Annotated in this window: 22 protein-coding genes and 2 tRNA genes; 10 read left to right on the top strand and 14 right to left on the bottom strand. The window is 52.7% G+C overall.

From position 1 onward, the window contains the following. The first annotated feature begins 39 nt into the window (after positions 1–39). The 3 genes from clpB to RHK62_RS06870 are packed head-to-tail and all read left to right on the top strand — an operon-like array spanning position 40 to position 4,452. Positions 40–2,751 (top strand): ATP-dependent chaperone ClpB, encoded by a 2,712-nt coding sequence (clpB, locus tag RHK62_RS06860; RefSeq protein WP_302678257.1) that lies wholly within the window; start codon positions 40–42, stop codon positions 2,749–2,751. Next, complete coding sequence (locus RHK62_RS06865; RefSeq protein WP_302678258.1) at positions 2,748–3,620, top strand: ParA family protein; 873 nt, start codon at positions 2,748–2,750, stop codon at positions 3,618–3,620. The genes clpB and RHK62_RS06865 overlap by 4 nt, the downstream gene beginning before the upstream one ends. A 40-nt stretch (positions 3,621–3,660) precedes the next feature. After that, the gene (locus RHK62_RS06870) at positions 3,661–4,452 is read left to right on the top strand and encodes a ParB N-terminal domain-containing protein (protein ID WP_310453472.1); all 792 of its coding nucleotides are present in this window, start codon (positions 3,661–3,663) and stop codon (positions 4,450–4,452) included. On the opposite strand, the gene RHK62_RS06875 is transcribed toward RHK62_RS06870, so the two are convergent. The 3 genes from RHK62_RS06875 to nblR all read right to left on the bottom strand — a co-directional run bounded on the left by RHK62_RS06875 (position 4,449) and on the right by nblR (position 6,267). After that, positions 4,449–4,688, bottom strand: coding sequence for a hypothetical protein (locus RHK62_RS06875; protein ID WP_302678260.1), 240 nt, complete (start codon positions 4,686–4,688; stop codon positions 4,449–4,451). The genes RHK62_RS06870 and RHK62_RS06875 overlap by 4 nt on opposite strands. 378 nt (positions 4,689–5,066) lie before the next feature. Next, on the bottom strand, positions 5,067–5,597 hold the full coding sequence (locus tag RHK62_RS06880; protein ID WP_310453473.1) for a DUF192 domain-containing protein: 531 nt from the start codon (positions 5,595–5,597) through the stop codon (positions 5,067–5,069). After that, complete coding sequence (gene nblR, locus RHK62_RS06885; protein ID WP_149819255.1) at positions 5,578–6,267, bottom strand: response regulator transcription factor NblR; 690 nt, start codon at positions 6,265–6,267, stop codon at positions 5,578–5,580. The genes RHK62_RS06880 and nblR overlap by 20 nt, the downstream gene beginning before the upstream one ends. A 65-nt stretch (positions 6,268–6,332) precedes the next feature. On the opposite strand from nblR, the gene RHK62_RS06890 reads away from it, so the two are divergent. From RHK62_RS06890 to frr, 3 genes are all read left to right on the top strand, one after another. Beyond that, positions 6,333–6,406, top strand: a tRNA-Arg gene (locus RHK62_RS06890). A 52-nt stretch (positions 6,407–6,458) separates the two neighbouring features. Continuing rightward, entirely contained in the window at positions 6,459–7,187 is a 729-nt protein-coding gene (pyrH, locus tag RHK62_RS06895; protein WP_310453474.1) for a UMP kinase, read from the top strand. Further along, positions 7,174–7,722 (top strand): ribosome recycling factor, encoded by a 549-nt coding sequence (frr, locus tag RHK62_RS06900; protein ID WP_310453475.1) that lies wholly within the window; start codon positions 7,174–7,176, stop codon positions 7,720–7,722. The genes pyrH and frr overlap by 14 nt, the downstream gene beginning before the upstream one ends. A gap of 1 nt (position 7,723) precedes the next feature. Here the strand turns inward: frr and RHK62_RS06905 are convergent, their stop codons facing one another. The 3 genes from RHK62_RS06905 to RHK62_RS06915 are packed head-to-tail and all read right to left on the bottom strand — an operon-like array spanning position 7,724 to position 10,350. Beyond that, a complete protein-coding gene (locus RHK62_RS06905; protein ID WP_310438509.1) occupies positions 7,724–8,362 on the bottom strand; it encodes a histidine phosphatase family protein in 639 nt (212 codons plus the stop codon). 52 nt (positions 8,363–8,414) lie between these two features. Further along, positions 8,415–9,584, bottom strand: a complete 1,170-nt coding sequence (locus RHK62_RS06910; RefSeq protein ID WP_302678264.1) for a SpoIID/LytB domain-containing protein — start codon at positions 9,582–9,584, stop codon at positions 8,415–8,417. A gap of 37 nt (positions 9,585–9,621) precedes the next feature. Continuing rightward, positions 9,622–10,350, bottom strand: coding sequence for an HpsJ family protein (locus RHK62_RS06915; protein WP_302678265.1), 729 nt, complete (start codon positions 10,348–10,350; stop codon positions 9,622–9,624). 214 nt (positions 10,351–10,564) lie between these two features. Between RHK62_RS06915 and glmU the strand changes: the two genes are divergently transcribed. Next, complete coding sequence (gene glmU, locus RHK62_RS06920) at positions 10,565–11,914, top strand: bifunctional UDP-N-acetylglucosamine diphosphorylase/glucosamine-1-phosphate N-acetyltransferase GlmU (RefSeq protein WP_302677618.1); 1,350 nt, start codon at positions 10,565–10,567, stop codon at positions 11,912–11,914. Here the strand turns inward: glmU and RHK62_RS06925 are convergent. The 8 genes from RHK62_RS06925 to RHK62_RS13095 all read right to left on the bottom strand — a co-directional run bounded on the left by RHK62_RS06925 (position 11,911) and on the right by RHK62_RS13095 (position 16,981). After that, on the bottom strand, positions 11,911–12,243 hold the full coding sequence (locus RHK62_RS06925) for a hypothetical protein (protein WP_206200129.1): 333 nt from the start codon (positions 12,241–12,243) through the stop codon (positions 11,911–11,913). The genes glmU and RHK62_RS06925 overlap by 4 nt on opposite strands. A 54-nt stretch (positions 12,244–12,297) precedes the next feature. Then, a tRNA-Val gene (locus RHK62_RS06930) sits at positions 12,298–12,369 on the bottom strand. A 53-nt stretch (positions 12,370–12,422) separates the two neighbouring features. Further along, positions 12,423–13,127, bottom strand: a complete 705-nt coding sequence (pyrF, locus tag RHK62_RS06935; RefSeq protein ID WP_302678266.1) for an orotidine-5'-phosphate decarboxylase — start codon at positions 13,125–13,127, stop codon at positions 12,423–12,425. A 24-nt stretch (positions 13,128–13,151) separates the two neighbouring features. Further along, the gene (locus tag RHK62_RS06940) at positions 13,152–13,748 is read right to left on the bottom strand and encodes a DUF3611 family protein (protein ID WP_302678267.1); all 597 of its coding nucleotides are present in this window, start codon (positions 13,746–13,748) and stop codon (positions 13,152–13,154) included. 30 nt (positions 13,749–13,778) lie between these two features. Continuing rightward, entirely contained in the window at positions 13,779–14,615 is an 837-nt protein-coding gene (locus tag RHK62_RS06945) for a sulfurtransferase (protein ID WP_302678268.1), read from the bottom strand. Between the two features lie 13 nt (positions 14,616–14,628). Further along, a complete protein-coding gene (locus tag RHK62_RS06950) occupies positions 14,629–15,780 on the bottom strand; it encodes an NAD-dependent epimerase/dehydratase family protein (protein WP_181494710.1) in 1,152 nt (383 codons plus the stop codon). A 93-nt stretch (positions 15,781–15,873) separates the two neighbouring features. Continuing rightward, positions 15,874–16,875, bottom strand: a complete 1,002-nt coding sequence (locus RHK62_RS06955) for a hypothetical protein (RefSeq protein WP_302678269.1) — start codon at positions 16,873–16,875, stop codon at positions 15,874–15,876. Between the two features lie 34 nt (positions 16,876–16,909). Beyond that, positions 16,910–16,981: a PQQ-binding-like beta-propeller repeat protein gene (locus RHK62_RS13095; RefSeq protein WP_206201689.1), complete on the bottom strand. Its 72-nt coding sequence runs from the start codon at positions 16,979–16,981 to the stop codon at positions 16,910–16,912. 243 nt (positions 16,982–17,224) lie between these two features. Between RHK62_RS13095 and RHK62_RS06960 the strand changes: the two genes are divergently transcribed. From RHK62_RS06960 to RHK62_RS06970, 3 genes are all read left to right on the top strand, one after another. After that, positions 17,225–17,812, top strand: a complete 588-nt coding sequence (locus RHK62_RS06960) for a Uma2 family endonuclease (RefSeq protein WP_286627127.1) — start codon at positions 17,225–17,227, stop codon at positions 17,810–17,812. A 97-nt stretch (positions 17,813–17,909) separates the two neighbouring features. Beyond that, positions 17,910–19,586 (top strand): DUF3685 domain-containing protein, encoded by a 1,677-nt coding sequence (locus RHK62_RS06965; RefSeq protein ID WP_310438513.1) that lies wholly within the window; start codon positions 17,910–17,912, stop codon positions 19,584–19,586. A gap of 276 nt (positions 19,587–19,862) precedes the next feature. After that, entirely contained in the window at positions 19,863–21,662 is a 1,800-nt protein-coding gene (locus tag RHK62_RS06970; RefSeq protein ID WP_310453476.1) for an iron uptake porin, read from the top strand. Positions 21,663–21,667: the final 5 nt, after the last annotated feature.

Below are 21,667 nucleotides of genomic sequence, written 5' to 3' on the forward strand. Positions count from 1 at the left end.
GCATTCACGGTCGGTGGGGTTTTGCCCTCAATTATCACTATGCAACCAACGGATCCAACAAAGTTTACTGATAAAGCATGGGAAGCCATTGTTAAGTCCCAAGATGTGGCACGGGAATATCGCAGCCAATATCTGGAAACAGAGCACTTGATGATTGCCCTCCTGCGCGAAGAAGGACTGGGGCAACTGATCTTTGAACGGGCTGATATTGACACTGAATGGGTTCTCAAGCGACTGATGGACTTTGCCAAACAGCAACCCCGCGTGCCAACGGGAAGCGAACTCTACTGTGGCCGCAGCTTGGATGCTCTCCTTGATGAAGCCAATCGTCTGCGCCAAGAGCAAGAGGATCAGTTTATTTCGATTGAGCATCTTGTCCTCGCATTTGTGGGCGATCGCCGTATTGGTCAACGTCTGTTCCGCGCTTTGAATTGCGATCGCGAGCAGTTGGCGGCCACCGTCAAAGCCATTCGCGGCGCCCAAAAAGTCTTAGACCAAAACCCCGAAAATAAATACGCTGCCCTTGAAAAGTACGGTCGCGATCTCACCGAAGCAGCCCGCCAAGGTAAACTAGATCCGGTCATTGGCCGCGATGAGGAAATCCGCCGCGTCATTCAAGTGCTCTCGCGCCGCACTAAGAATAATCCCGTGCTCATCGGCGAACCTGGAGTTGGGAAAACGGCGATTGCCGAAGGTCTTGCCCAGCGGATTATCAATGGGGATGTACCAGAATCGCTAAAAAATCGGCGGTTGATTTCCCTTGATCTGGGGAGTCTGGTGGCGGGTGCCAAGTTTCGCGGTGACTTTGAAGATCGCCTCAAGGCGGTTCTCCATGAAGTGACCCATTCCGACGGTCAAATTGTTCTCTTTATTGATGAATTGCACACCGTGGTTGGTGCGGGTGCCAATCAAAACGCCTCGATGGATGCCAGCAACCTCCTGAAGCCGATGTTGGCGCGGGGCGAACTGCGCTGTATTGGTGCCACCACCCTAGACGAGTACCGCAAGCATATTGAGAAGGATGCTGCCCTCGAGCGTCGCTTCCAGCAGGTGTATATTGGCCAGCCCAGTGTTGAGGATACGATCTCAATTTTGCGGGGTCTCAAGGATCGCTACGAAATTCACCACAACGTCAAAATTACTGACTCGGCATTGGTGGCAGCGGCGATGCTTTCGGATCGCTATATTAGCGATCGCTTTTTGCCCGACAAGGCCATTGATCTCGTGGATGAAGCGGCGGCCAAACTGAAAATGGAAATCACCACCAAGCCCGCTGAACTCGAAGCCCTTGAGCGGCGCCTGCGGCAACTGGAGATGGAAAAACTCTCCCTCAAGCAGGAAGAAAGTCTGCCCCTGAGCCAAGTGCCACTGCAAGCCACCCGCGATCGCCTGCAGCGCATCGAAGAGGAAATTGCCCAACTGCAACCGCGACAACAGGCCATGCAAGCCCGCTGGCAAGCCGAAAAAGACCTCCTAGAGCGCATCAACAGCCTCAAAGAAGAGGAAGATCAGGTAAAGCTGCAAATCGAGCAAGCGGAGCGGGACTACAACCTCAACAAAGCTGCTCAACTTAAATATGGTCGCCTCGAGACGCTGCAACGGGAATTGGAAAGCACCGAAGCACAACTTTTGGAACTTCAGGCCGAAGGTGGCACCTTTTTGCGCGATCAAGTCACCGAAGCCGACATTGCTGAAATTGTTGCCAAGTGGACGGGAATTCCGCTGCAAAAATTAATGGCCTCAGAACGGCAAAAACTCCTGCAACTGGAACAAGTCCTCCATCAGCGGGTGATTGGTCAAACCGATGCCGTGGCCGCCGTGGCCGCAGCGATTCGCCGAGCGCGAGCCGGCATGAAAGACCCTGCCCGTCCCATTGGTTCCTTTCTCTTTATGGGTCCCACGGGGGTGGGCAAAACAGAACTGGCCCGTGCTCTTGCCGAAGCCCTCTTTGATGATGAAAATGCCCTTGTGCGCATTGATATGTCGGAGTACATGGAAAAACACGCTGTCTCCCGCATGATTGGCGCACCACCGGGGTATGTCGGCTTTGACAGTGGCGGTCAACTGACGGAAGCGATTCGCCGTCGTCCCTATGCCGTGGTTCTGTTTGACGAGGTGGAAAAAGCCCATCCAGAAGTCTTTAATGTGCTCTTGCAGGTGCTCGATGATGGCCGCGTCACTGATTCCCAAGGGCGAACGGTGGACTTCCGCAATACCGTGATCATTATGACCAGCAACTTGGGCAGCGAGCATATTTTAGATTTGGCCGGGGATGACAGTCGCTATGAGGAAATGCGCCAACGGGTACTCCAAAGTGCGCAAAAGTATTTTCGCCCCGAATTTCTCAACCGCATTGATGACTTGATCCTCTTCCATGGCCTAGGGCGGGCTGAACTGGCACAGATTGCTCAAATTCAACTGCGACGGGTGGAGAAACTCCTTGCGGATCAAAAAATTCGCCTGCGCCTCACCCCGGCAGCGCTAGATCATTTGGTGGCGGTGGGCTTTGATCCAGTCTATGGGGCACGTCCTCTGAAACGCGCCATTCAACGGGAATTGGAGAACCCCCTCGCCGTGAAGATCCTTGAAGAGGTCTTTGCACCCGGCGATACGATTTTGGTAGATTTGGTCAATGGTGAGTTGACCTTTAGCCCTGCCAACCTCGCAGGTGCAGGCGATCGCGACACCGTCACCGCCTCCTCAGCCTTCAGTAACCGACTCGACAACCGACTCGACAGGAAAGAAGCGTGAAAGTTATTACCATTTATCACAACAAGGGTGGTGTAGGGAAAACTACTGTTGCTGTCAACTTAGCAGCTGCCTTTCGTTGTCGGGAAAAGCGGGTTTTGGTTATTGACATGGACTCTCAAGCCAATACGACCTTTGCCACTGGCTTAATGAGTTTTCTGTTTGAAGAGGAGGATACACTGCGGGATGCTCATATCTTCCATGTGCTCAGATATGCCGATGAGTATCCCATTGAAAAAGTGGTTAGGAAATCCCAGTCTTTTAATCACCCAGAGATTGATGTTGTCCCTGCCCATATTGATTTAGTGAGCATTGAAACCCGTGATCTCCTGAAGGAGATTGATGCCATTCATCTACAACTGCTTATGAAGTTAGAAGCACTCAAGGATGCCTACGATATTGTCATCATAGATGCACCGCCAGCTTGGGATCTCTACGCCGAAATTGCCCTGATTGCCTCAGATTATCTCATTATTCCCTCAGATTTTAAGCCCTTTGCCAATCAAGGCCTAAAGTACGTCATGTCGTTTGTGAAAGATATTAATCGACGATTTGCAGACTTGCGGGTCAAGTTGGGTAAAAAACCCTTAGATATTGTGGGAATTTTGCCCTCAAAAATTCATGGCCGAACTAAGAATTCAAGTAAGTTTATTGCTGTTCAAAAAGCAATTACGAATAAGTATCCTCTGAAAATTCTAGAGACAATTATCACCGAATCTGTTGACTTATCCAATAGCCTCAATCGCGTGACTGCCAGTGGCGATAGTGAAATACCAGCCCCCCAATCTATTTTTCGCTTTAAGCCCAATTCAAATTCTGCCCGTGAATTCAATGATTTGGTAGATGAACTCAATTGGATTACTCAGTCCTAGTCAACCCTAAAATGCAATGGTCAATAGCAAACGTATTCAATTGACAGCGATTGAACTGAGCCCTGACCTTGTGCCCGCAGATCAGGGAAGGATAGAGGAACTGGCTAGTTCAATTCTCAAAGCAGGTATCTGTTTTCCACCGCTAGTGGTGCGGCGTTTGGGCGATCGCTTAGCCTGTCATCACTTCAAACTCTTGTCAGGTCATCAGCAGTATTATGCTGCCCAAAAAGCCAATCTTAAAGAAATCAATGCCCTGATTATTGAAGAAAATGATACGCCAGAAATAGAAACTGCAATTCTCAGTCAAATTCAGTCTAACTCCACAATTTCTGAAGTAACAGAAGCACAAAACCAAGAACAAACTACAGAGCCTTTAGCTTTTGACTCACCAGCGAGCAACTCCAACGGAAATCTTACCAAGACACTCCTTCAGCAGCTTCTAGAGCAAAATCAAGCTATTTTTCAGTCCCTAAAAGAAATGGAGGCAGCCCTAGTAAACATCAATGCCAAACTAGATAACTTACCACTGCCACAGGTGTCACCCCCCACACCAACAACAACACTATCAGGCTCCTCGGTAGATCGCAACCAACCTCAGTTAAAAATACGCTTGCTTAATCAAGGCTCCAGAGCCGAAATCCAACAGTGGCTTATAAATGCAGGAGTAGGTGAAACAAGCCGTCGAAAATATATCAAAGAGATTATTGAGTTTCGTACTCAATCTCCCTTTCAGTCTCTCATTCACCTTAAAGAAATTTTGAACCTGAGACCCCAGACCCTTACAAAACTCGAAAAGTGCCCCGTACCAGCAAGTTTGAGTTTTCTTCACTAGGCCGTGCCAGTTAACCATTGGCCACCGCATAATCCAACTGTTGCTCCCACAGCAAGGGCGATCGCTGGGTGCCATTTGAGGCGCGTAATCGCCACAAGGGAAAAGACCAAGAGCACGCTATTGAGAATGAGACTGACGGGCTGATTGAGGTGGACAATGGCAGGCGCAAGGTTAATGGCTGCTGACAACACCATACCCACCACCGCAGGATAATGAATGCCTGCTGCCTCAGCCAATGCAACTGATCGATGAAGACTTGTTTCAGTTTGCCCAAGAATTAGTGTAAAAAATGTGAAACAAACCTTGACAGAGTTTTGGTACTGATTTGAGCATATTAAGCATGCTAGTGGTAAAACTCTTTGCAAGGATTTGAAATATGCTTGACAAGATGTTTAAGGCACTGACACATCCCAAGACGATGGCCACTATTGGCATAGTGGGTCTAATTCTTACCGCGATTGAAGAAAAGAGAAGTAAAAATAGAGGAGATATAAAAGCTGCAGAAGAGGCTAAGAAACTACAGGAGTCTCTTATCAAGGTGACATCGCGAAGTTTAAGCAAGGTGTTTTGGGGCGATAACACTTTTTAAGGATTAATTAGCCTTGTAGCTTCAGCTATCTTCGAGTACTTTCGGGTTCAGTAGTAAACTGTATCTTTACAGAATCATTGACCTTAAGTCCCAATTCAGCGGCGCGGCCACCTGCCAGTTCTAAAACGGCATCGACTGGAACCCCAGATTCGTAGGTGGGGCAGGGCAGGGTTTTGCAGGGGGGCGCTGCGGGGGCGATCGCTACCACTTTACCGTCCCTAAGAAAAATCAAGTCCAAGGAAATGAGACAGTTTTTCATCCAGAAGCTAGCCACTTGAGGCGGAGAGATGGGAAACAGCATCCCGCGATCGGGGGGTAACTCCGAACGAAACATCAAGCCCAACTGCTGCTGTGCCGGCGTGCGTGCCACTTCCAACTGAATCCATGTATCGTGAATGCGCGCCTTGGCCGTAATGGGTAGATATTGCGGAATGCCGCGAACCACTTGCGGGGGTGCGGACGGATCCCCTTGGCTCAGACTTTGACAGCCCAGCAGTAACCCCAACGTGACCAATCCCAGAACCAGCCAGCGTAACTTAGGCTTCACGGAGAACATAGCCCACTCCTCGCACTGTGTGAATCAATCGTTTTTCGCCATCAGGTTCAATCTTCAACCGCAGATAGCGAATATACACTTCAATGACGTTGGATTCTCCCAAAAAGTCATAGCCCCAGACATTTTCTAAAATTTGCTCACGGGTAAGGACTTCGCGGGGATGCTCCATGAGAAACTTCAGTAGTTCATACTCCTTCATCGTTAGATCGATCGTGCGTCCATTGCGCTCCGCCCGCCGCGTCAAGAGATCAAGGGTCAAATTATCAAATCGCAACACCTCACTTTGGGTGACTGGCGGCTTCAGATAAAGCTGAATCATTTGCAAAAAGGGCTTGGGACTATAGGGCAGCAGTAGGTAATCATCGGCACCCGACTCCAGCACCGCCACCCGATCCTCTAGGCGATCGCTCTCCAGCATCAGTAGAATTGGCAAACTAATCCCCTGCTGGCGCAACCGCTGGCACAACTCCATACTGTTGAGCCGCCCCAAATAGCGATCCATGATGATCAGGGCAGGCTGCCATTCTGCGCAGGCCAAGTGACATTCCTTTTCCGTTGTTGCAATCACGGGGTCATAACCTGCGGCTTGGAGGTCTTGCCCCATGCGCTGTGACAAGGGGTTGTCAGCGCAGACCAAAAGTAAACGTGAAGGGGGAGAATTTAGCTCCATCTCAATCATCCCTACTATGAAGATCTTACTTTCAGCTTATGCCTTGTGGGAAAATGTTCAAAAATGCGCCCGTAGCTCAGCGGAATAGAGCACTCGCCTTCTAAGCGATTGGTCGTTGGTTCGAGTCCAACCGGGCGCGTCTAACCTGCTATCGTTGATGGGGAGCGTATTGGAGTGCAAGAATCCTCGCAATGAGTCCTAAATATCGCCGCGTATTGCTCAAATTGAGCGGTGAAGCCCTCATGGGCAACCTGAACTACGGCATCGATCCAAAAGTGGTGCAGGCATTTGCCAGCGAAATTGCTCAGGTGGTGCAAGCGGGAGTTCAAACTGCCATTGTGGTGGGGGGTGGCAATATCTTTCGTGGTATGAAAGGGGCAGCGGCTGGCATGGATCGGGCGACCGCAGACTACATTGGTATGATTGCCACTGTCATGAATGCCCTGACCCTGCAGGATGCCCTCGAACAGATCAATGTCCCTACGCGGGTGCAAACTGCCATTGCCATGCAGGAGGTGGCCGAACCCTACATTCGTCGCCGTGCCATTCGCCATCTGGAAAAGGGACGGGTGGTCATCTTTGGAGCCGGGTCAGGAAATCCCTTTTTTACCACTGACACAACAGCCGCCCTGCGAGCTGCCGAAATTGATGCCGAAGTGATTTTCAAAGCCACTAAAGTCGATGGCGTCTATGATGCCGATCCCTACAAAAATCCGAATGCGCGTCGCTACCGCAGTCTCACCTACACCCATGCCCTCACCCATAACTTGGCGGTGATGGACAGTACAGCGATCGCCCTGTGTAAAGATAATGATATCCCCATCATTGTGTTTAGTTTAGAAACGGCCGGTAATATCTACCGTGCCTTGACTGGGGAACCCATTGGTACGATGGTTGGAGGCTCCTGTGAAATTAGCTGATGTCGAAGAGCGGATGCAAAAATCGGTTGAAGCAACCCAGCATGACTTTAATAGTATCCGCACGGGTCGCGCCAACGCGGCGTTATTAGACCGGGTGATGGTGGATTACTACGGCACGGAAACCCCCTTGCGCTCCTTGGCCAACATCTCTACCCCCGATGCAACCACGATTTTGATTCAGCCCTACGATCGCTCCACATTGGCCAGCATTGAAAAAGCCATTCAACTCTCTGACTTAGGATTGACGCCCAACAACGATGGCTCCAGCGTCCGCCTCAATATTCCGCCCTTGACCACAGAGCGACGCAAAGAACTGGTGAAAACTGCCGCCAAAATTGCCGAAGGGGGCAAAGTTGCCATTCGCAACATCCGTCGTGATGCCATTGATCACATCAAAAAAGAGGGCAAAGCCGGCGAACTCACTGAAGATGAAGTGAAAGACTTGCAAGAGAAAGTGCAAAGGCTCACCGATAAATACATCGGTAAAATTGATGCCCTGCTCGCCGAGAAAGAAAAGGACATTATGACCGTATAGGCTAGGTGCCCGGCAAGTGCCGCAGTTCGAGACTCAGGTGCGATCGCTCCGCAAGGGCAAGGAGCAATGGCCCACGGGAGGTATATTCGACAATACTGACACTGGCTACTGGGGCAGCAATGCGATCGCGAAATCGTCCCACATCAATACCCAGAAGACCACAGAGCATAATCCGAATGGTGGCCTTGTGGGAAACCAGCAGAACATTGCCGTCGGGATACTCCCGCTCAATTTCTAAGAGAACGGCATTACTGCGGTAGTAGATGTCAATCCCCCGCTCACCCCCTGTGGGCGCATTCCAGCCCGGATCCGCCAGCCAGCGCACATAATCATCGTGGAACTTGGCATTCACCTCTTCCGGGGAGAGGCCTTCCCACTGACCATAGTAAATTTCCCGCAGACCATCGCGAACCTGCATTTGAAGACCCACGCGATCGCACAAAAACTGTGCCGTGGTTCGAGTGCGCAACGTTGGACTGACAAAGACGGCTTGCCAAGGCAACTGAGCATAGTGTTCGGCAAAGGCCTCAGCCATCGCTAGACCGGCATCCGTTAAGGGTGGATCCAGTTCTCCACAGTAGGCATTGGCGCGACTAAAGCTAGTTTGCCCGTGGCGCAAGAAATAGAGTGTTAAGACCACAACCTTCACCCCATACCGCTAGGGGCAGCATAGTCGAGGGGCACAAAGCTCGTCAACGCTGAGTCGTGTCCAATACACTCAATGTAACGCCTTGGTAATAATGCCCCAAAATTTGGTCGTAGGTGTAGCCCTGTAATGCCATACCGTAAGCCCCCCATTGACTCATGCCCAAGCCATGACCGTGACCCCGGCCAGTAATTGTAAAGGCCACTGGCACACTTTGCCCCCTTTGACTGGCCACGTTGCCATACTCTGGCGTAATCGTCAGTAGGGTACTGCGCAATCCCAACACCCGCCGTAGTTCACTACCTGAAATGGTGCGGCTACCTGCTGTGCCCACCACTTGCACTGCCATGACTCGCCCTTGGGGAGTCAATTGCAAGGGGCGAAAGCCAACGATGGTACCAATACCGGGGAGGCGTTGTTGCAGTTGTGCCGCCGTGAAACGCACCGTCCACTGAAAGTTGGGGGAGATTTGGTCAAAGTCAGGGGTACCGCGCAGGTAGGGAACGGCATTTTGCCAAATGTGCTCTGAATTTTCGGTGTGACCCCCTGAGGAGGCATGGAAGACGGCTTCAATGATTTGGCCATTGTAGGTGAGCACTTGACCGCGTGTGGCGGCAACGGCAGCTAGGGTACTGGCGGTTTCTGAACTGACCCCCGGATACACCTGATGGGTGACGGTGGCACCGACATCAAAAAGACTACCGGGACGACGGCGTTCGCGATCGCGCCGAAAGAGGACAAAGGAACGGGAGGCCACCGCTTGAGCTTTGAGGGCTTCCAGCGGCCAAGAGGGATACATTTCCTTGCCCACGACACTGGGCAGATATTCCTCTAAATCCACGAGGTTGATGGCGATAATCCCCTCACTGGTACTCACCAATTGCAACCGCCCGCGATACCAGCGATCGCCCACCCGCACGAGGCCATGGTCTCGAGGTTCGAGGAAAACTTGCCGCCCCTGCACACCCCCTGCTTGTACCCCCGCCCCCGTGAGCACAGCCGTAATATTCTGCTGCGGTGCCACTGTCAGCACCCGACCCGCCTCATCCCGTAATTGTGCTGGGGTGGAGCTACTGATTGTTACTTGGCGTACCCGATCTAAAACCGCGACCCGCAATTCCACTGCTGCGGCCGTCAGTTGGAGCAGCAGGCTGATCAAGCAGCCGAGACCCAGCGACTGCGACAGAAGACGCCAACGTACAATGAGGTAAAGCATATTCTACTCCTCAGGTAGGCGGCAATGGTGACGATGCCTAGCGGTGTTCGCGCAGACCACTCCAACCAATGGTAATAAAGCCCACTGCCAATAGAAAACTACGAAGTCCTACCCTGAGACGATTCAGAAAGGCTTCCTGTTGCGCCCGATTCACCGCTTCCTGTTGTTGGTTGCGGATGCGCTCCCGTGCCTGACCCGCTTGTTTATCAAGGGCTTGGGGGTCTTTTTGTAACTGCTCGAGAATCGCCTGTTGATCGGGGGGCAGTTGATTGCTTTTCAGGAGTTGCTCCAGTTGACCGCTACTGGCCAATTGTTTAATTTGCTGCTGTTCCTGCTCAACCCGAATTTCTGCCTGTGCCGCCTCTTGATTGATTTGGTTGACCGCCTGTTCCGTAATTTGCCCCGTAATCGATAGGTAGAGGGGAATCCCCAGCAGGCAGAGCAATCCTAGCAAACTCGAGAGGACAAAGACCCAAAATCGCCAATCCTTGAGGGCAGGTTCCCCCGGCTCCGGCTGCGTCGTACTGCCAGAAACCGCTTGAATCCAAAAGCCAGTGTAGATAAAGACAAACCCAATCAAGGGGGTGGCACCGCGCTCAATGAATTGGTTAACGACCGTGAGTTGCCACTGGCTATTATTGAACTGGGGAGTAATAAAGAGAATGCTCCACTCGACCAAAAAGGTGAGGAGCAGGATGATTCCCACCAATTTTAGGAACTGAGCCGCCAAGGGGACAGGTCGCTTGGTTGATTTTGAAGCAGTCATGGACTGTGAGTGACTCGTCAACTACTGCATCAACCTTACTGGATTTTGGGGTCGTTGATGCATCTTGGGCGCATGGACTCGCCTGTGGCGCTGCTATCTTTGGCTACCGCAACCTTGGTATACTCCAATTGTGCATGGCGCTGATGCGGCTGGGCTGCTTCTCCCCAGTATTGCTCGTTTGCCATCCCTTTGCGCATTGAGGCACAACAAATCCATGGTCATTGTGGCAGTCTTAGCGGCAGGACGAGGCACACGGATGAAATCCTCGCTGCCAAAAGTTCTCCATCCCCTAGGTGGGCGATCGCTGGTGGGCTGGGTTTTGCACCAAGTTCAATCTCTGCAACCGCAACGGCAGTTTGTGATCATTGGTTATGGAGGCGACACAGTGCGGGCTGCCTTAGCGGATCAACCCCACGTGGAGTTTGTCGAGCAGCGGGAACAACTGGGAACGGGTCATGCGGTACAGCAGCTTTTGCCGTACCTCAAGGACTATGAAGGCCATCTTTTGGTACTCAATGGCGATGTGCCCCTCTTGCGTGGGGAGACGCTGGCGAAGTTGCTCGCAGTCCACCAGAAACACAACAATGCGGCCACGATTTTAACGGCACAAATTCCCAACCCCCAGGGCTATGGCCGTGTGATTTGTGACAGTCAGAATATCTTGAAGCAAATTATTGAAGACCGTGACTGCACCACAGCCCAAAAGCAAAACCGCCGCATCAATGCTGGGGTGTATTGTTTCCACTGGCCCCAACTGGCTGCTGTGTTGCCCCATCTCCAATCCAACAATGATCAGCAGGAATACTACCTCACCGATGCCGTCAATGCCCTCAGTCCTGTGATGGCGGTAGACGTGGAAGACTATGAGGAAATTTTGGGCGTTAACGATCGCGTGCAGTTGGCGGCAGCCTATCAAGTGCTGCAAAATCGCATCAAAACTGCTTGGATGCAGGCGGGGGTGACCCTGATTGATCCGGCCAGCATTACCATTGAGGACACCGTGGAGCTGGCTCCCGATGTGGTGATTGAACCCCAAACTCACCTGCGCGGCCAAACCCGTATTGGCAGTGGTAGCATCATTGGCCCCGGCACTTTGATTGAAAACAGTGTGATTGGCGAACGGGTAACGGCTCGCTATGCCGTGATTAGCGACAGTGAGATTGGCCATGATACCCAAGTGGGGCCTTTTGCCCACATCCGCCAGCAAAGCCTGGTTGCCGATCACTGCCGCATTGGTAACTTTGTCGAGCTAAAAAAAGCGCAGTTGGGCAGTGACACCAAGGCCTCTCATCTGTCCTACCTAGGCGATGCCACCTTGGGCGATCGCGTCAATATCGGGGCAGGAACCATTACCGCCAACTACGACGGCGTGCGCAAGCACCCCACCCATATCGGTAGCGGCACCAAGACCGGGGCTAACAGTGTTTTAGTGGCTCCGGTAACCCTTGGCGAAAATGTTACGGTGGCGGCGGGTTCAACGGTGACAGAAGATGTACCGGCTAATGCCCTTGTCATTGCCCGCTGTCGTCAAGTGGTCAAGCCCAACTGGCACCCCAAAGCCTAGCCCGCCCCACAGCAGGGTTCAATGCCCAGCCGCCGCAGGAGCAGATCACTCACCGCATTAGCAACCGCAAACTCGCTATAGAAGCTTTGGGAAAAATCAAACTCTTGCAACTCCGTGACCAGAGCCAAGAGAATGCCGCCAAGATCATGCTCCCCTTCCAGCCGCTGACGGCGGTACACTTGGGCGGCTCGCTGGGCGATCGCTCGATTCACAGCTTCTGGCAAATACTCGGTGTTGAGCCAATCGAGAAGAGCTGCCTCCAACCATGCCGCATCCGCAGTGCAGTCACCACAAGGGGGAAGCTGAATCGGCGGAATCGGGGTACTCATGGCAGAGTCCTAAACTCGTCTGATTATGTTCATCTTATAACTTGAACTAAGCAATGGGCGATACTGGATTCGAACCAGTGACCCCTTCCGTGTGAAGGAAGTGCGCTACCACTGTGCTAATCGCCCTAGTTCAGACAATTCTTAATCATATCTTGGATTGCAGGTTTTTGTAAATTGCCTTAAACAACGCTGCGGCAAATTTCATCAAAGGTTGCGGCGGGATCCGCTGCTTGTAAAATCGGACGGCCAATTACAAGGTAAGAGGCACCAGCAGCAAAGGCGGCATTGGGCGTCAGCGATCGCGCTTGATCCCCTGTGGCAGTACCAAGGGGGCGAATCCCCGGACAAATTCTCAAGAACTCCTCTCCGCAGCGTTGTTTTACCCGTGCCGCCTCCTGAGGAGAGCAGACAATGCCCGCCAGTCCCGCTTGATGGGCTAGATCAGCCATGCGTTCAACATAGGTGGCCGGATCAAGGGGAATCTGGAGTTCTTGCTGCAGGGTGTTTGCGTCAATGCTGGTGAGCAAGGTCACCCCAATGAGTTGGGTGGCGCTTCCCCCTAGAGCCGCCTGCGCGCTTTTCAGACCCGCTAATCCCGTTGCCGCATGGATAGTCACAAAGTCCACGCCATAGGGGGCGATCGCCCGGGCTGCGGCGGCCACCGTATTGGGAATATCGTGGAGCTTCAAATCGAGAAAGATACGCTTCCCCTGATCCTTGAGGACATCGAGAATAATCGGCCCGCTGGCACAAAAGAGTTCTAGCCCCACCTTCCAAAATTGCACTTGGGGCAGCGTATGAATAGTGGCGATCGCGACCTCCAAATTGGGCACATCCAAGGCCACAATAATTTTGCTGGCAACAGCCTCTTGAGAATTAAACAAGTCTCTTGGATCTCCTCAGACGATTCACAGGGGACGGCGCACACAGCGCAACAACCACAGCGCCACAATAATACCCGTCAACTGAGCGGCAATCGTATTCACCTTCGCCTGAATCACAAAAATCTCCAACGGCTCAATCAAGACATTAGTGGCATAGACCGCCGCCCCTTGGGGAATTGACAGCACCTTGAGCAACAACATGCCCACATTCCACTCTGCGGCAGCCACCGTAAAAATCATGCCCGCAATATTTACCCAGAGACCAATATTCAAACTGCGGATCACGTGCTCCTTGGTCGGGCGTTTTTCTGGGCGATCCAAGCGTCGTCCCAGTTGCGGATAGCGATAGCAGCAGTAAATACTCACGCCCAAAAACACTAGACCAATAATCGCCAGCACTAAGCCCAGTGTGGGACTATTCATGCCATTTTGCGGACGATTGATATTGAATTGGCGACTAAAGATAACAATGATAATAATCAACAGCGAGACAAAGCCAAGGACGACCTGTGTCCAAAAGCCAATCCAGCCAAAGCGTTGCAGTTCACGGCCAAGACGGTGGAGAGGCTGGGTCGTACTTCGATGGGATGGTGGGGGGGCATTACTGGGAAGACGTTCCATGGTCGGGTGAGGAAGAGGGCTTAGGCTTGATCATAGCGAACGGTCATGAGGTGCCGCCAAGTAGGAACACCAATCGCTCCAACTGCCCGCATAGAGCTTGGTTTGATGCAGGCCAGCGATCGCCAGCCCCAAAATATCCACACAGGCCGTTACCCCCGATCCGCAATAGACAATAATTTGCTCAGCCTCAGCCAAAGGCTGCCAGTGGGCTTGCAGTTCCGCCACAGATTTCAAGCGCCCCTGTGCATCGGAGATGGCCTGCCACGGATAATTCACTGCTCCGGGAATATGACCCGCGATCGGATCAATGGGTTCAATTTCACCGCGATAGCGACGGGGTTCGCGGGCATCCACAATCACTGTCTGGGGGTCAGCTTGAGCAGCCATCACGCCAGTCCGATCCACCACCCACTGCGAATGAGGATGGGGCTGGAAATTGCCCGGTCGAGGCGAGGGAACCTCAGGGGTTGTCGGATACCCGGCTTCGACATAGGCGCGATAGCCACCATCAAGCACCGCTGCGCGATCGTGTCCCAGCCAACGTAAGAGCCACCAGCAGCGAGCGGCATAGGCAAACCGCGAATCATCGTAGGCCACCACCAAGGTGTCTGGGGTAATCCCCATTTGATTGAGCCGTGCTGCCAACTTCTCTGGATCGGGTAGGGGATGACGCCCGCCACGCTCTTGCCGAGGGCTGGAGAGATCCTGCTCTAGGTCGAGATAGTAGGCTCTTGGAATGTGCCCCTGATCATACTCCCGTTGCCCGCGGGTGATGTCCATGAGGTCAAAGCGGCAATCCACAATCACCACTGTGGGATCGGCCAAATGCTCAGCCAACCAAGACGCCGTTACGGCATAGGGGGTCATAGCGGCCGTGGGTTTAGGCGCGCCATTTCACTTTGGGCAGAATGTGATTAACATCCACCCGGTCTTTGTACTTGATGGCAAAGTTCAGCAGGGAGTCGAGGAGCGAATCCGACAGGTAGTGGGGTTGCAGTCCCAAATCCAGCAGTTTGGTGTTTTTGGCGTTGAAGTAGTGCTCTTCTTTTTCAACACGGGGGTTTTCGAGGTGCTGGATTTCCACCTTGAGGCCGAGGGCTTTACCCGCTTCTTGGACTTTGTGGGCAAGGTCACCGACACTAAATTGTTCTGTGAATTGGTTGAGGACGCGGAATTCACCCGGTGCGGCGGGGTTGTTAACGGCCAATTCGATACAACGCACGGTATCGCGAATATCCAAGAAACCGCGAGTTTGCCCGCCCTTGCCATAGACCGTCAGGGGATGACCAATGGCAGCTTGAATACAGAAGCGATTGAGGGCGGTGCCAAAGATACCGTCGTAGTCAAGGCGGTTGATCAACAGTTCGTCCATGCCCGTTTCTTCGGTGAGCACGCCATAGACTACCCCTTGGTTCAAATCGGTGGCGCGCAGTCCCCAAATGCGGCAGGCAAAGTGAATGTTGTGGCTATCGTGAACTTTACTGAGGTGATAGAAGCTACCGGGCTGCTTGGGATAGGGCAATGTATCCTTGCGACCATTGTGCTCAATGGTGATGTAGCCCTCTTCAATATCAATGTTGGGGGTGCCGTATTCACCCATCGTGCCTAGTTTGACAAGGTGGCAGTCAGGGTTGTGGGTATGGATGGCGTACAGCAGGTTGAGGGTGCCGACAACATTATTGACTTGGGTAAAGACGGCGTGCTCCCGGTCAATCATGGAGTAGGGGGCGGAGCGTTGTTCGCCAAAGTGGACGATCGCCTCGGGCTGAAACTCCAGCATGGCGCGCTCAAGGAAGTGATAGTTACAAATATCGCCAATATAAAGGCCAATTTTCTTGCCAGTGAGATCCTGCCAGCGTTGCAGACGGTGCTGAATGGGGGCGATCGGGGTGAGGGTCTCGACACAGAGTTCGGCATCCCAGTGGCGCCGAATCAGGCTATCCAAAATCGCCACATCATGGCCACGATTTGAAAGGTAGAGGGCTGTCGCCCAGCCGCAATAACCATCACCGCCAATTACGAGGACTCTCATGCTAACCGTGCTGAAATCGATAATTACTCCGCCAGCCATTGAATGGCTTCCATACCACGTTACCAGTAATGGGGACATCGGTGATCCATTGGGTTAGAATTCGGGGGCGCGAGTTTGACTCTCAGAAAAGATATGTAATTTAATGGTTTGTCCCGCTAAGTCAATTTGCACAATATCGCCAGAAAGAAAATCCAAGGCTTCTAATAGGGCTTGTAATTGCGGTGTGCTGGCACCCGATTCTTGGTAGAGGCGATCGCTCAAATGGCTGAGGCGCTGCCACGTGGTATAAAGCCGAGCAATGGTGCTTTCCAGTTGGGCGGCCTGCTGCAGGAGATCGGCAACGGTTTGCAGTTGCTCAAGGCGCTGGGCTTCGATCAGGACTTGTTCCAGATCCACAGGGTGGGTCTTGAGGGCTTGAATTTGGGGAGCGGCCTCAAGATAGCGGCTGAGTTGGCGAGCCGTCGCCGTGATTTCCTTAACCGTTTCCACACTGGGATCGCTGGCCAGTTCTTGGGAGAGTTCCTGCTGCTGTTGGGGGGGGAGCTTTTCTAATTCTTTGACTAAGGGGGCAACGTAGCGGGGGGCAAGGGTGCGATCGCTGGCCTTTTGGCGCACCACTGGCGGTAGCAGATCAGAGTGCAGAGCCGTCCATTCCGCTTGGAGTTGGCGCACTTCACGGTGGGTAATGCGATCGCCCGCTGCTGCGGCTTGGGTAATCAGGGCTTGCACCTCAGGATCCGCTGCGGCGGTTTCCAAAAAGGCGCGTTTACTAAAGCGAGAAATGGCTTCGGGAGGCAGGGGACGTTCCTTGAGCAATTCATCGGCGCGATCGGCCAACTGAATCAAATCATCGGCACGGCGTTTACTGATTTCGTGTTCCTGGAGCCACTGCTGAAAGCCAATACCCCGCTCATCCCCTTGATGGCGATAGCGATCGCGCACCGCCCGTAGAATTTGCCCCCGCCAGATCTCTGTTTGTAGATCAAAGCGCTCACACACCTGCCACGCTTGGCGCACCTGTTGAAGAAATTCCTCCTCAGAGAGGGGAGTATCCGCAGCCGGAATGGGCAAAACAAAGTCAGGCGTTGGCTCCATTGGTCGGCGAAAACCACAGCTTCAGCAGTATAGCCTATCCCAAACAGTAGAGATAACCATCCCGTGCGGCAATATAGACCTTGCCGTCCCAAACAACAGGTGAAATTCGCTGTCATCGGGAACCCGCGTTTGGGCTTCACGCCATTAGCGGAGGGTCAAACTGGCTACCAAGCCTGCATTTCCCCAGAGGAGTAAGCGGTTGATTTGGCGACGTTTCACTGACAGACTCTGTCCCAAGAATTGACCACGCTCAAAACCCTAGTAGAAGAACATTTCACCGTGTACCCCATATGTTAGAAAGGGGCGTTGAATTGCTTAGGATTGAACTATCGCGTTGACGGGAACTCTGATGACCACAGTATTGGAGCCAGCGGTCACGTACCTCACTCCGGAAGCTTACTTAGCTCAAGAAGTGGTGGCAACGGAGCGCCATGAGTATCGCCAAGGAGAACTTTACACTATGCCCGGGGGCAGCGTTAATCATAATGAGTTGGTTCGTTCCTTAACTGTTCTGTTGAGTTTGGCACTCAAGGGACAGCCCTACCGCGTCTTTGTCACAGATCAACGCCTCTGGATTCCGGAAACGCAGTCGTACTACTATCCTGATGTCATGGTGACGCCGAAGCCGGTGCCCCTAGTGGCGGGACGCAACGATGTGGTGATGCAGCCGATTTTCATTGCTGAGGTTTTATCGCCTTCGACAGCGGATCGCGATCGCGGGACAAAATTTTTCGACTATCGTCAGATTCCAACCCTGCAAGAATATCTCCTGATTAGCCAAGATCGCCCCTGTGTTGAACAATATTTGCGGCAGGCTGAATATCAATGGCTGCTCACGATTTGGCAAGATATTACGCAGGAACTACTACTGCCCTCGTTACAGACTTCCTTAAAACTCAGTGATCTCTATGCAGACGTTGAGTTAGGTGAGTCCTAAAAAGAATTCCTTAATTGTCATGGCAAATTGTCATGGCGCGGCTTGTCAGTCAATATCTGAATAGTCCCAACCCCAACTAAGTCTTGCGCAAATGTCGATGTCCCCTATCACTGCTGATGCCTCCCCCAACTTTGGTCTCATCATTGTCGAGGGAGAGGATGTGGTGCGCCTTGGCCTTTGGACAGGAATTCAGCAGCAGTTGGGGATTGAGCCGCTGGTCTTTCACGATGGCCATGGTCTGATCACCTATCTGGAAAACACGCCCCTCGATCAAGAACGCACGCCTTGGATTGTTCTCTGTGATGCCCAACTCACAGTGAATGATGCCACTACCCCTTGGCTGTGGCAGTGGTTGAAGCAGCACTATCCTGCCCTGCGGATAATTCTCACTGTCCGACCCGCTGCCCTTGAGTTAGTTTCCCTTGCCCAACAGGCGGGTGTCGAAGGCATTTACCATCGCAATACGGCGCTGAGTGATCTCTTGGCGGCAATTCTGGCCATTGCCCAAGGGGAAATCGTTCACACCGTCACGCCCCCAAAACCCCCCTTGAGTGTGCTCTTTCCCAATCCGTGGGATCGTTGGCGGTATCAGGTTTTGCAGCAGGGATTGGGGGAAATGGATGCGTGGTTACAGGGTTTGGATCAGTACTTGGGGCGATCGCGCCTCTCTGCCCTCGAACGGCTGGTGTGTGAAGGTCGCCATCGGGAAATTCGTGCCGCCCGCTGGTTAGTCTCCCGTTTCTTGCCACAGCCAACTCAAGCCCCTCCTGCGCCAGTAGTGTCCCCCGTGCGTCCGCAGATTGAGATCATTTCCCAATTGGTGGATCGCTGCTTACAACGGATGCAGTCGGATCTCTTGAACCTAACGTCGCGGCCTTTGGAGTTAGAGGTGCTCACCCTACAACAGCGGCGGGAACTGCTCTATACCATCCTGCGGCAGTGGGATCTCCTCGTGCGCACTTTACAAGCAACACCACCCAGTATTGAATTTCTGCACCAGCGGGGTAGCTCCCTACTGCAAGACCTGTGGGAACAGAGCCTGCGGGAGTTTTTTCGTCCCTATCGTTTTGCCCTCGGCAGTGACGCCGACCTGATTGAGCAATTGCTCACAGAAAGAGAAACTGTGGCCAGCGTCTATCTGAAGCCAATCCCCTTTGTGGCGGAGATGCTGGCTCATTTACTGGTGCAACAGCCCCTCACCCTCCATCAGCAGACCTATCGCTACGGCACTGCTGCCGCCTTGGAGATCCTCGATGCCCTCCTCGATCACTGGTTGCTCACTGTCGCCAATGGCATTGTTTATCCGCTGCTGAATCGGTGTTGCTATAGTGCAGTGATTCAACAGACATTTTTTCAGCCGCAATACACCTCAACGCGGGAAATGGAACGCTTTCGCAACGCTCTCTCTTGGCATTACCGCTGGCGGCGCTGGGTCAAGGAACCCCAAGATATCTTTGAAAGTCGTTTGGTCTTACTGCGGCTCACGGAGCGAGGAATTCAGGAACTAGCGCTGACCGTCCCCCGTCAACAGGAACTGATGCAACTCGAGGGGATTCCCTACGCTCTAACCTTGGCGCTGGAGGCGCGTGATGCTTTAGCCCCCCCAGTACGGGCAGTGGTGGCTTGGGTCGGCAAGGGAGTGGTGTATCTGCTGACGCAGGTGATTGGTCGCGGTTTGGGGCTGATTGGCCGCGGCATTTTGCAGGGAATTGGTCAATCCGTTAGCAGTGGCTGGAGTCGTTCTGAAGCCCAAAAAACCTCATCCAAACCTTGAGCCGGCCTAATTCTTAAACGACTCCTAACCTTGAGATAACCTTAAGCCAACGAACACGGTGTTAGAATCTGGCTGGTAAGTAACTATCTCTGCCCCTTGGGGGATAGTTTCTATGAGATGTGCTAAAGCCTCTGTAAGAAAGCCTGATAGCTCAGCTTGCTGGCAGATGAATAACTTTAGCGAGCATCTCAGTAGGATCAATAATTGAAGGAGAATTCTGTCTTAGGGACTCGTTCTTTAGGACAAGTTCATTGAGGAGTGAAGGAGTAAGACGTTATGTCCCGCATTTTTCCGGGGTTGGTTTTGACCTCGCCTGTTTTATTGTTGGGTGTGCTGGCAGGTGCAGCGACAGCCGCTGATACCTCTTTGACCAACTTCAGTAGCACTCAGTTTCAAACCCCTACTGCTGGTACTGAATCCCTAACCACACTGCCCACCAGCACGACACTTGTTGCCCAAAATCGCCGCAGCAACCTCTCTGTGCCCTCAGTGGCTGAACTAGAAGCGGGGCGTGTCCCTACGACATCGAGCATGGGTCAAGTGACCTCCGTTAGCCAACTCTCGGATGTGCGCCCTACAGACTGGGCCTATCAAGCCTTAGCCTCCCTTGTCGAGAAATACGGCTGTATTGCCGGTTATCCCGATGGCACCTTCCGTGGCAATCGTGCCGCTACTCGTTATGAAATGGCAGCCGCTTTGAATGCCTGCCTCGATGTAATTAGCGATCGCTTTGCCACCAAGGAAGACCTTGAAACCCTGCGCCGCCTGATGCAGGAATTTGCCAATGAACTCGCCGTCATCAAAGGCCGCGTCACCAACCTTGAAGGCCGCGTTGCCAACCTCGAAGCCACTCAATTTGCCACCCTCACTAAGCTCAACGCTACGGTTATCTTCAACGTCTCCGATATATTGACGAACGAGCGGGCACTACGTCCTGGTCTAGGTGGTGTGCAACCCCCAATTGATGACAACACTGTTGTTAACAACCGCGTTCGTCTCAACCTCGATACCAGCTTCTATGGCAAGGATCGCCTACGGTTGCGCTTGCAAGCAGCTAATATTACTAGTTATGCCGGATTGATGGGCACCAATATGGGGCGCCTTGGCTATGATGGCAATAATAATAACCAATTTGAACTGCAAAAAGCCTTCTACAGCTTTCCAGTGACCCGTCGCGGTCAAATGATCCTAGATTTTGTGGGGGGTGAGTTCAACGACAATGTCAACAATTTCAACCCCTTCCTCCAATCCAGTGATACGGGTGCCCTCTCTCGCTTTGGGCGTTACCATCCCATCTACCGTGCAGGAAGTGCTGCCAATGCTGCGGGTGTGACCTTTAAGTACGACCTCATCCAAAATAAAGAACGGGGCACCGGCGTCACCCTCAATGTGGGCTACCTTGCACCCTTTGCCAACGACCCTGATCGAGTCGCGAACAATGGCCTCAATGGCTTCTTTGATGGTGCCTATGCTGCTTTGGCTCAGGTGGATGTGCGCCCCATTAAAAACCTCGCCTTGGGGGTGACCTACACCCACTCCTATGGCCTTGATCCCTTTGGGGGAACAGGTAGCTCTGGTTTCCGCTCAGCGGCAAACCCTTTGGGGGCTCCACCACCACCTAGTGTAGCTAACAACGTGCCTAACCAAGCAGCGGATGCGGTGGGCTTCCAGTTTACCTATCGCCCGATCAAGCAGTTGAATGTTGCGGGCTGGGCAGGGTATGCCAATGTTTATGGTGTTCGACCGAATGCTTTTGTGCCAAGTGGCCGCCGTGAGGCTGAAATTGTCAACTGGGCCATTACCTTTGCTTCCCCTGACCTCTGGCGGAAGGGAGATCTGCTGGGTCTTGTTTTTGGCCAGCCCCCGCAGCTCATTAGCATCACAAACGTCCCTCCTACTTTTGGCGATGGAAGTTACACGCGCTTCAACTCCTATCACTTAGAGGGCTTCTACCGCTTTGCCGTGAGTCGCAATATCTCGATTACCCCTGGGGTGATTGCCATCTTCAACCCCAACAGCAACTCAAACAACGACCCCATTGTTGTTGGCGCTGTGCGGACAACCTTTAGCTTCTAAATCCG

This window comes from Thermosynechococcus sp. HY213 (assembly GCF_031460975.1).
Lineage (GTDB): Bacteria > Cyanobacteriota > Cyanobacteriia > Thermosynechococcales > Thermosynechococcaceae > Thermosynechococcus.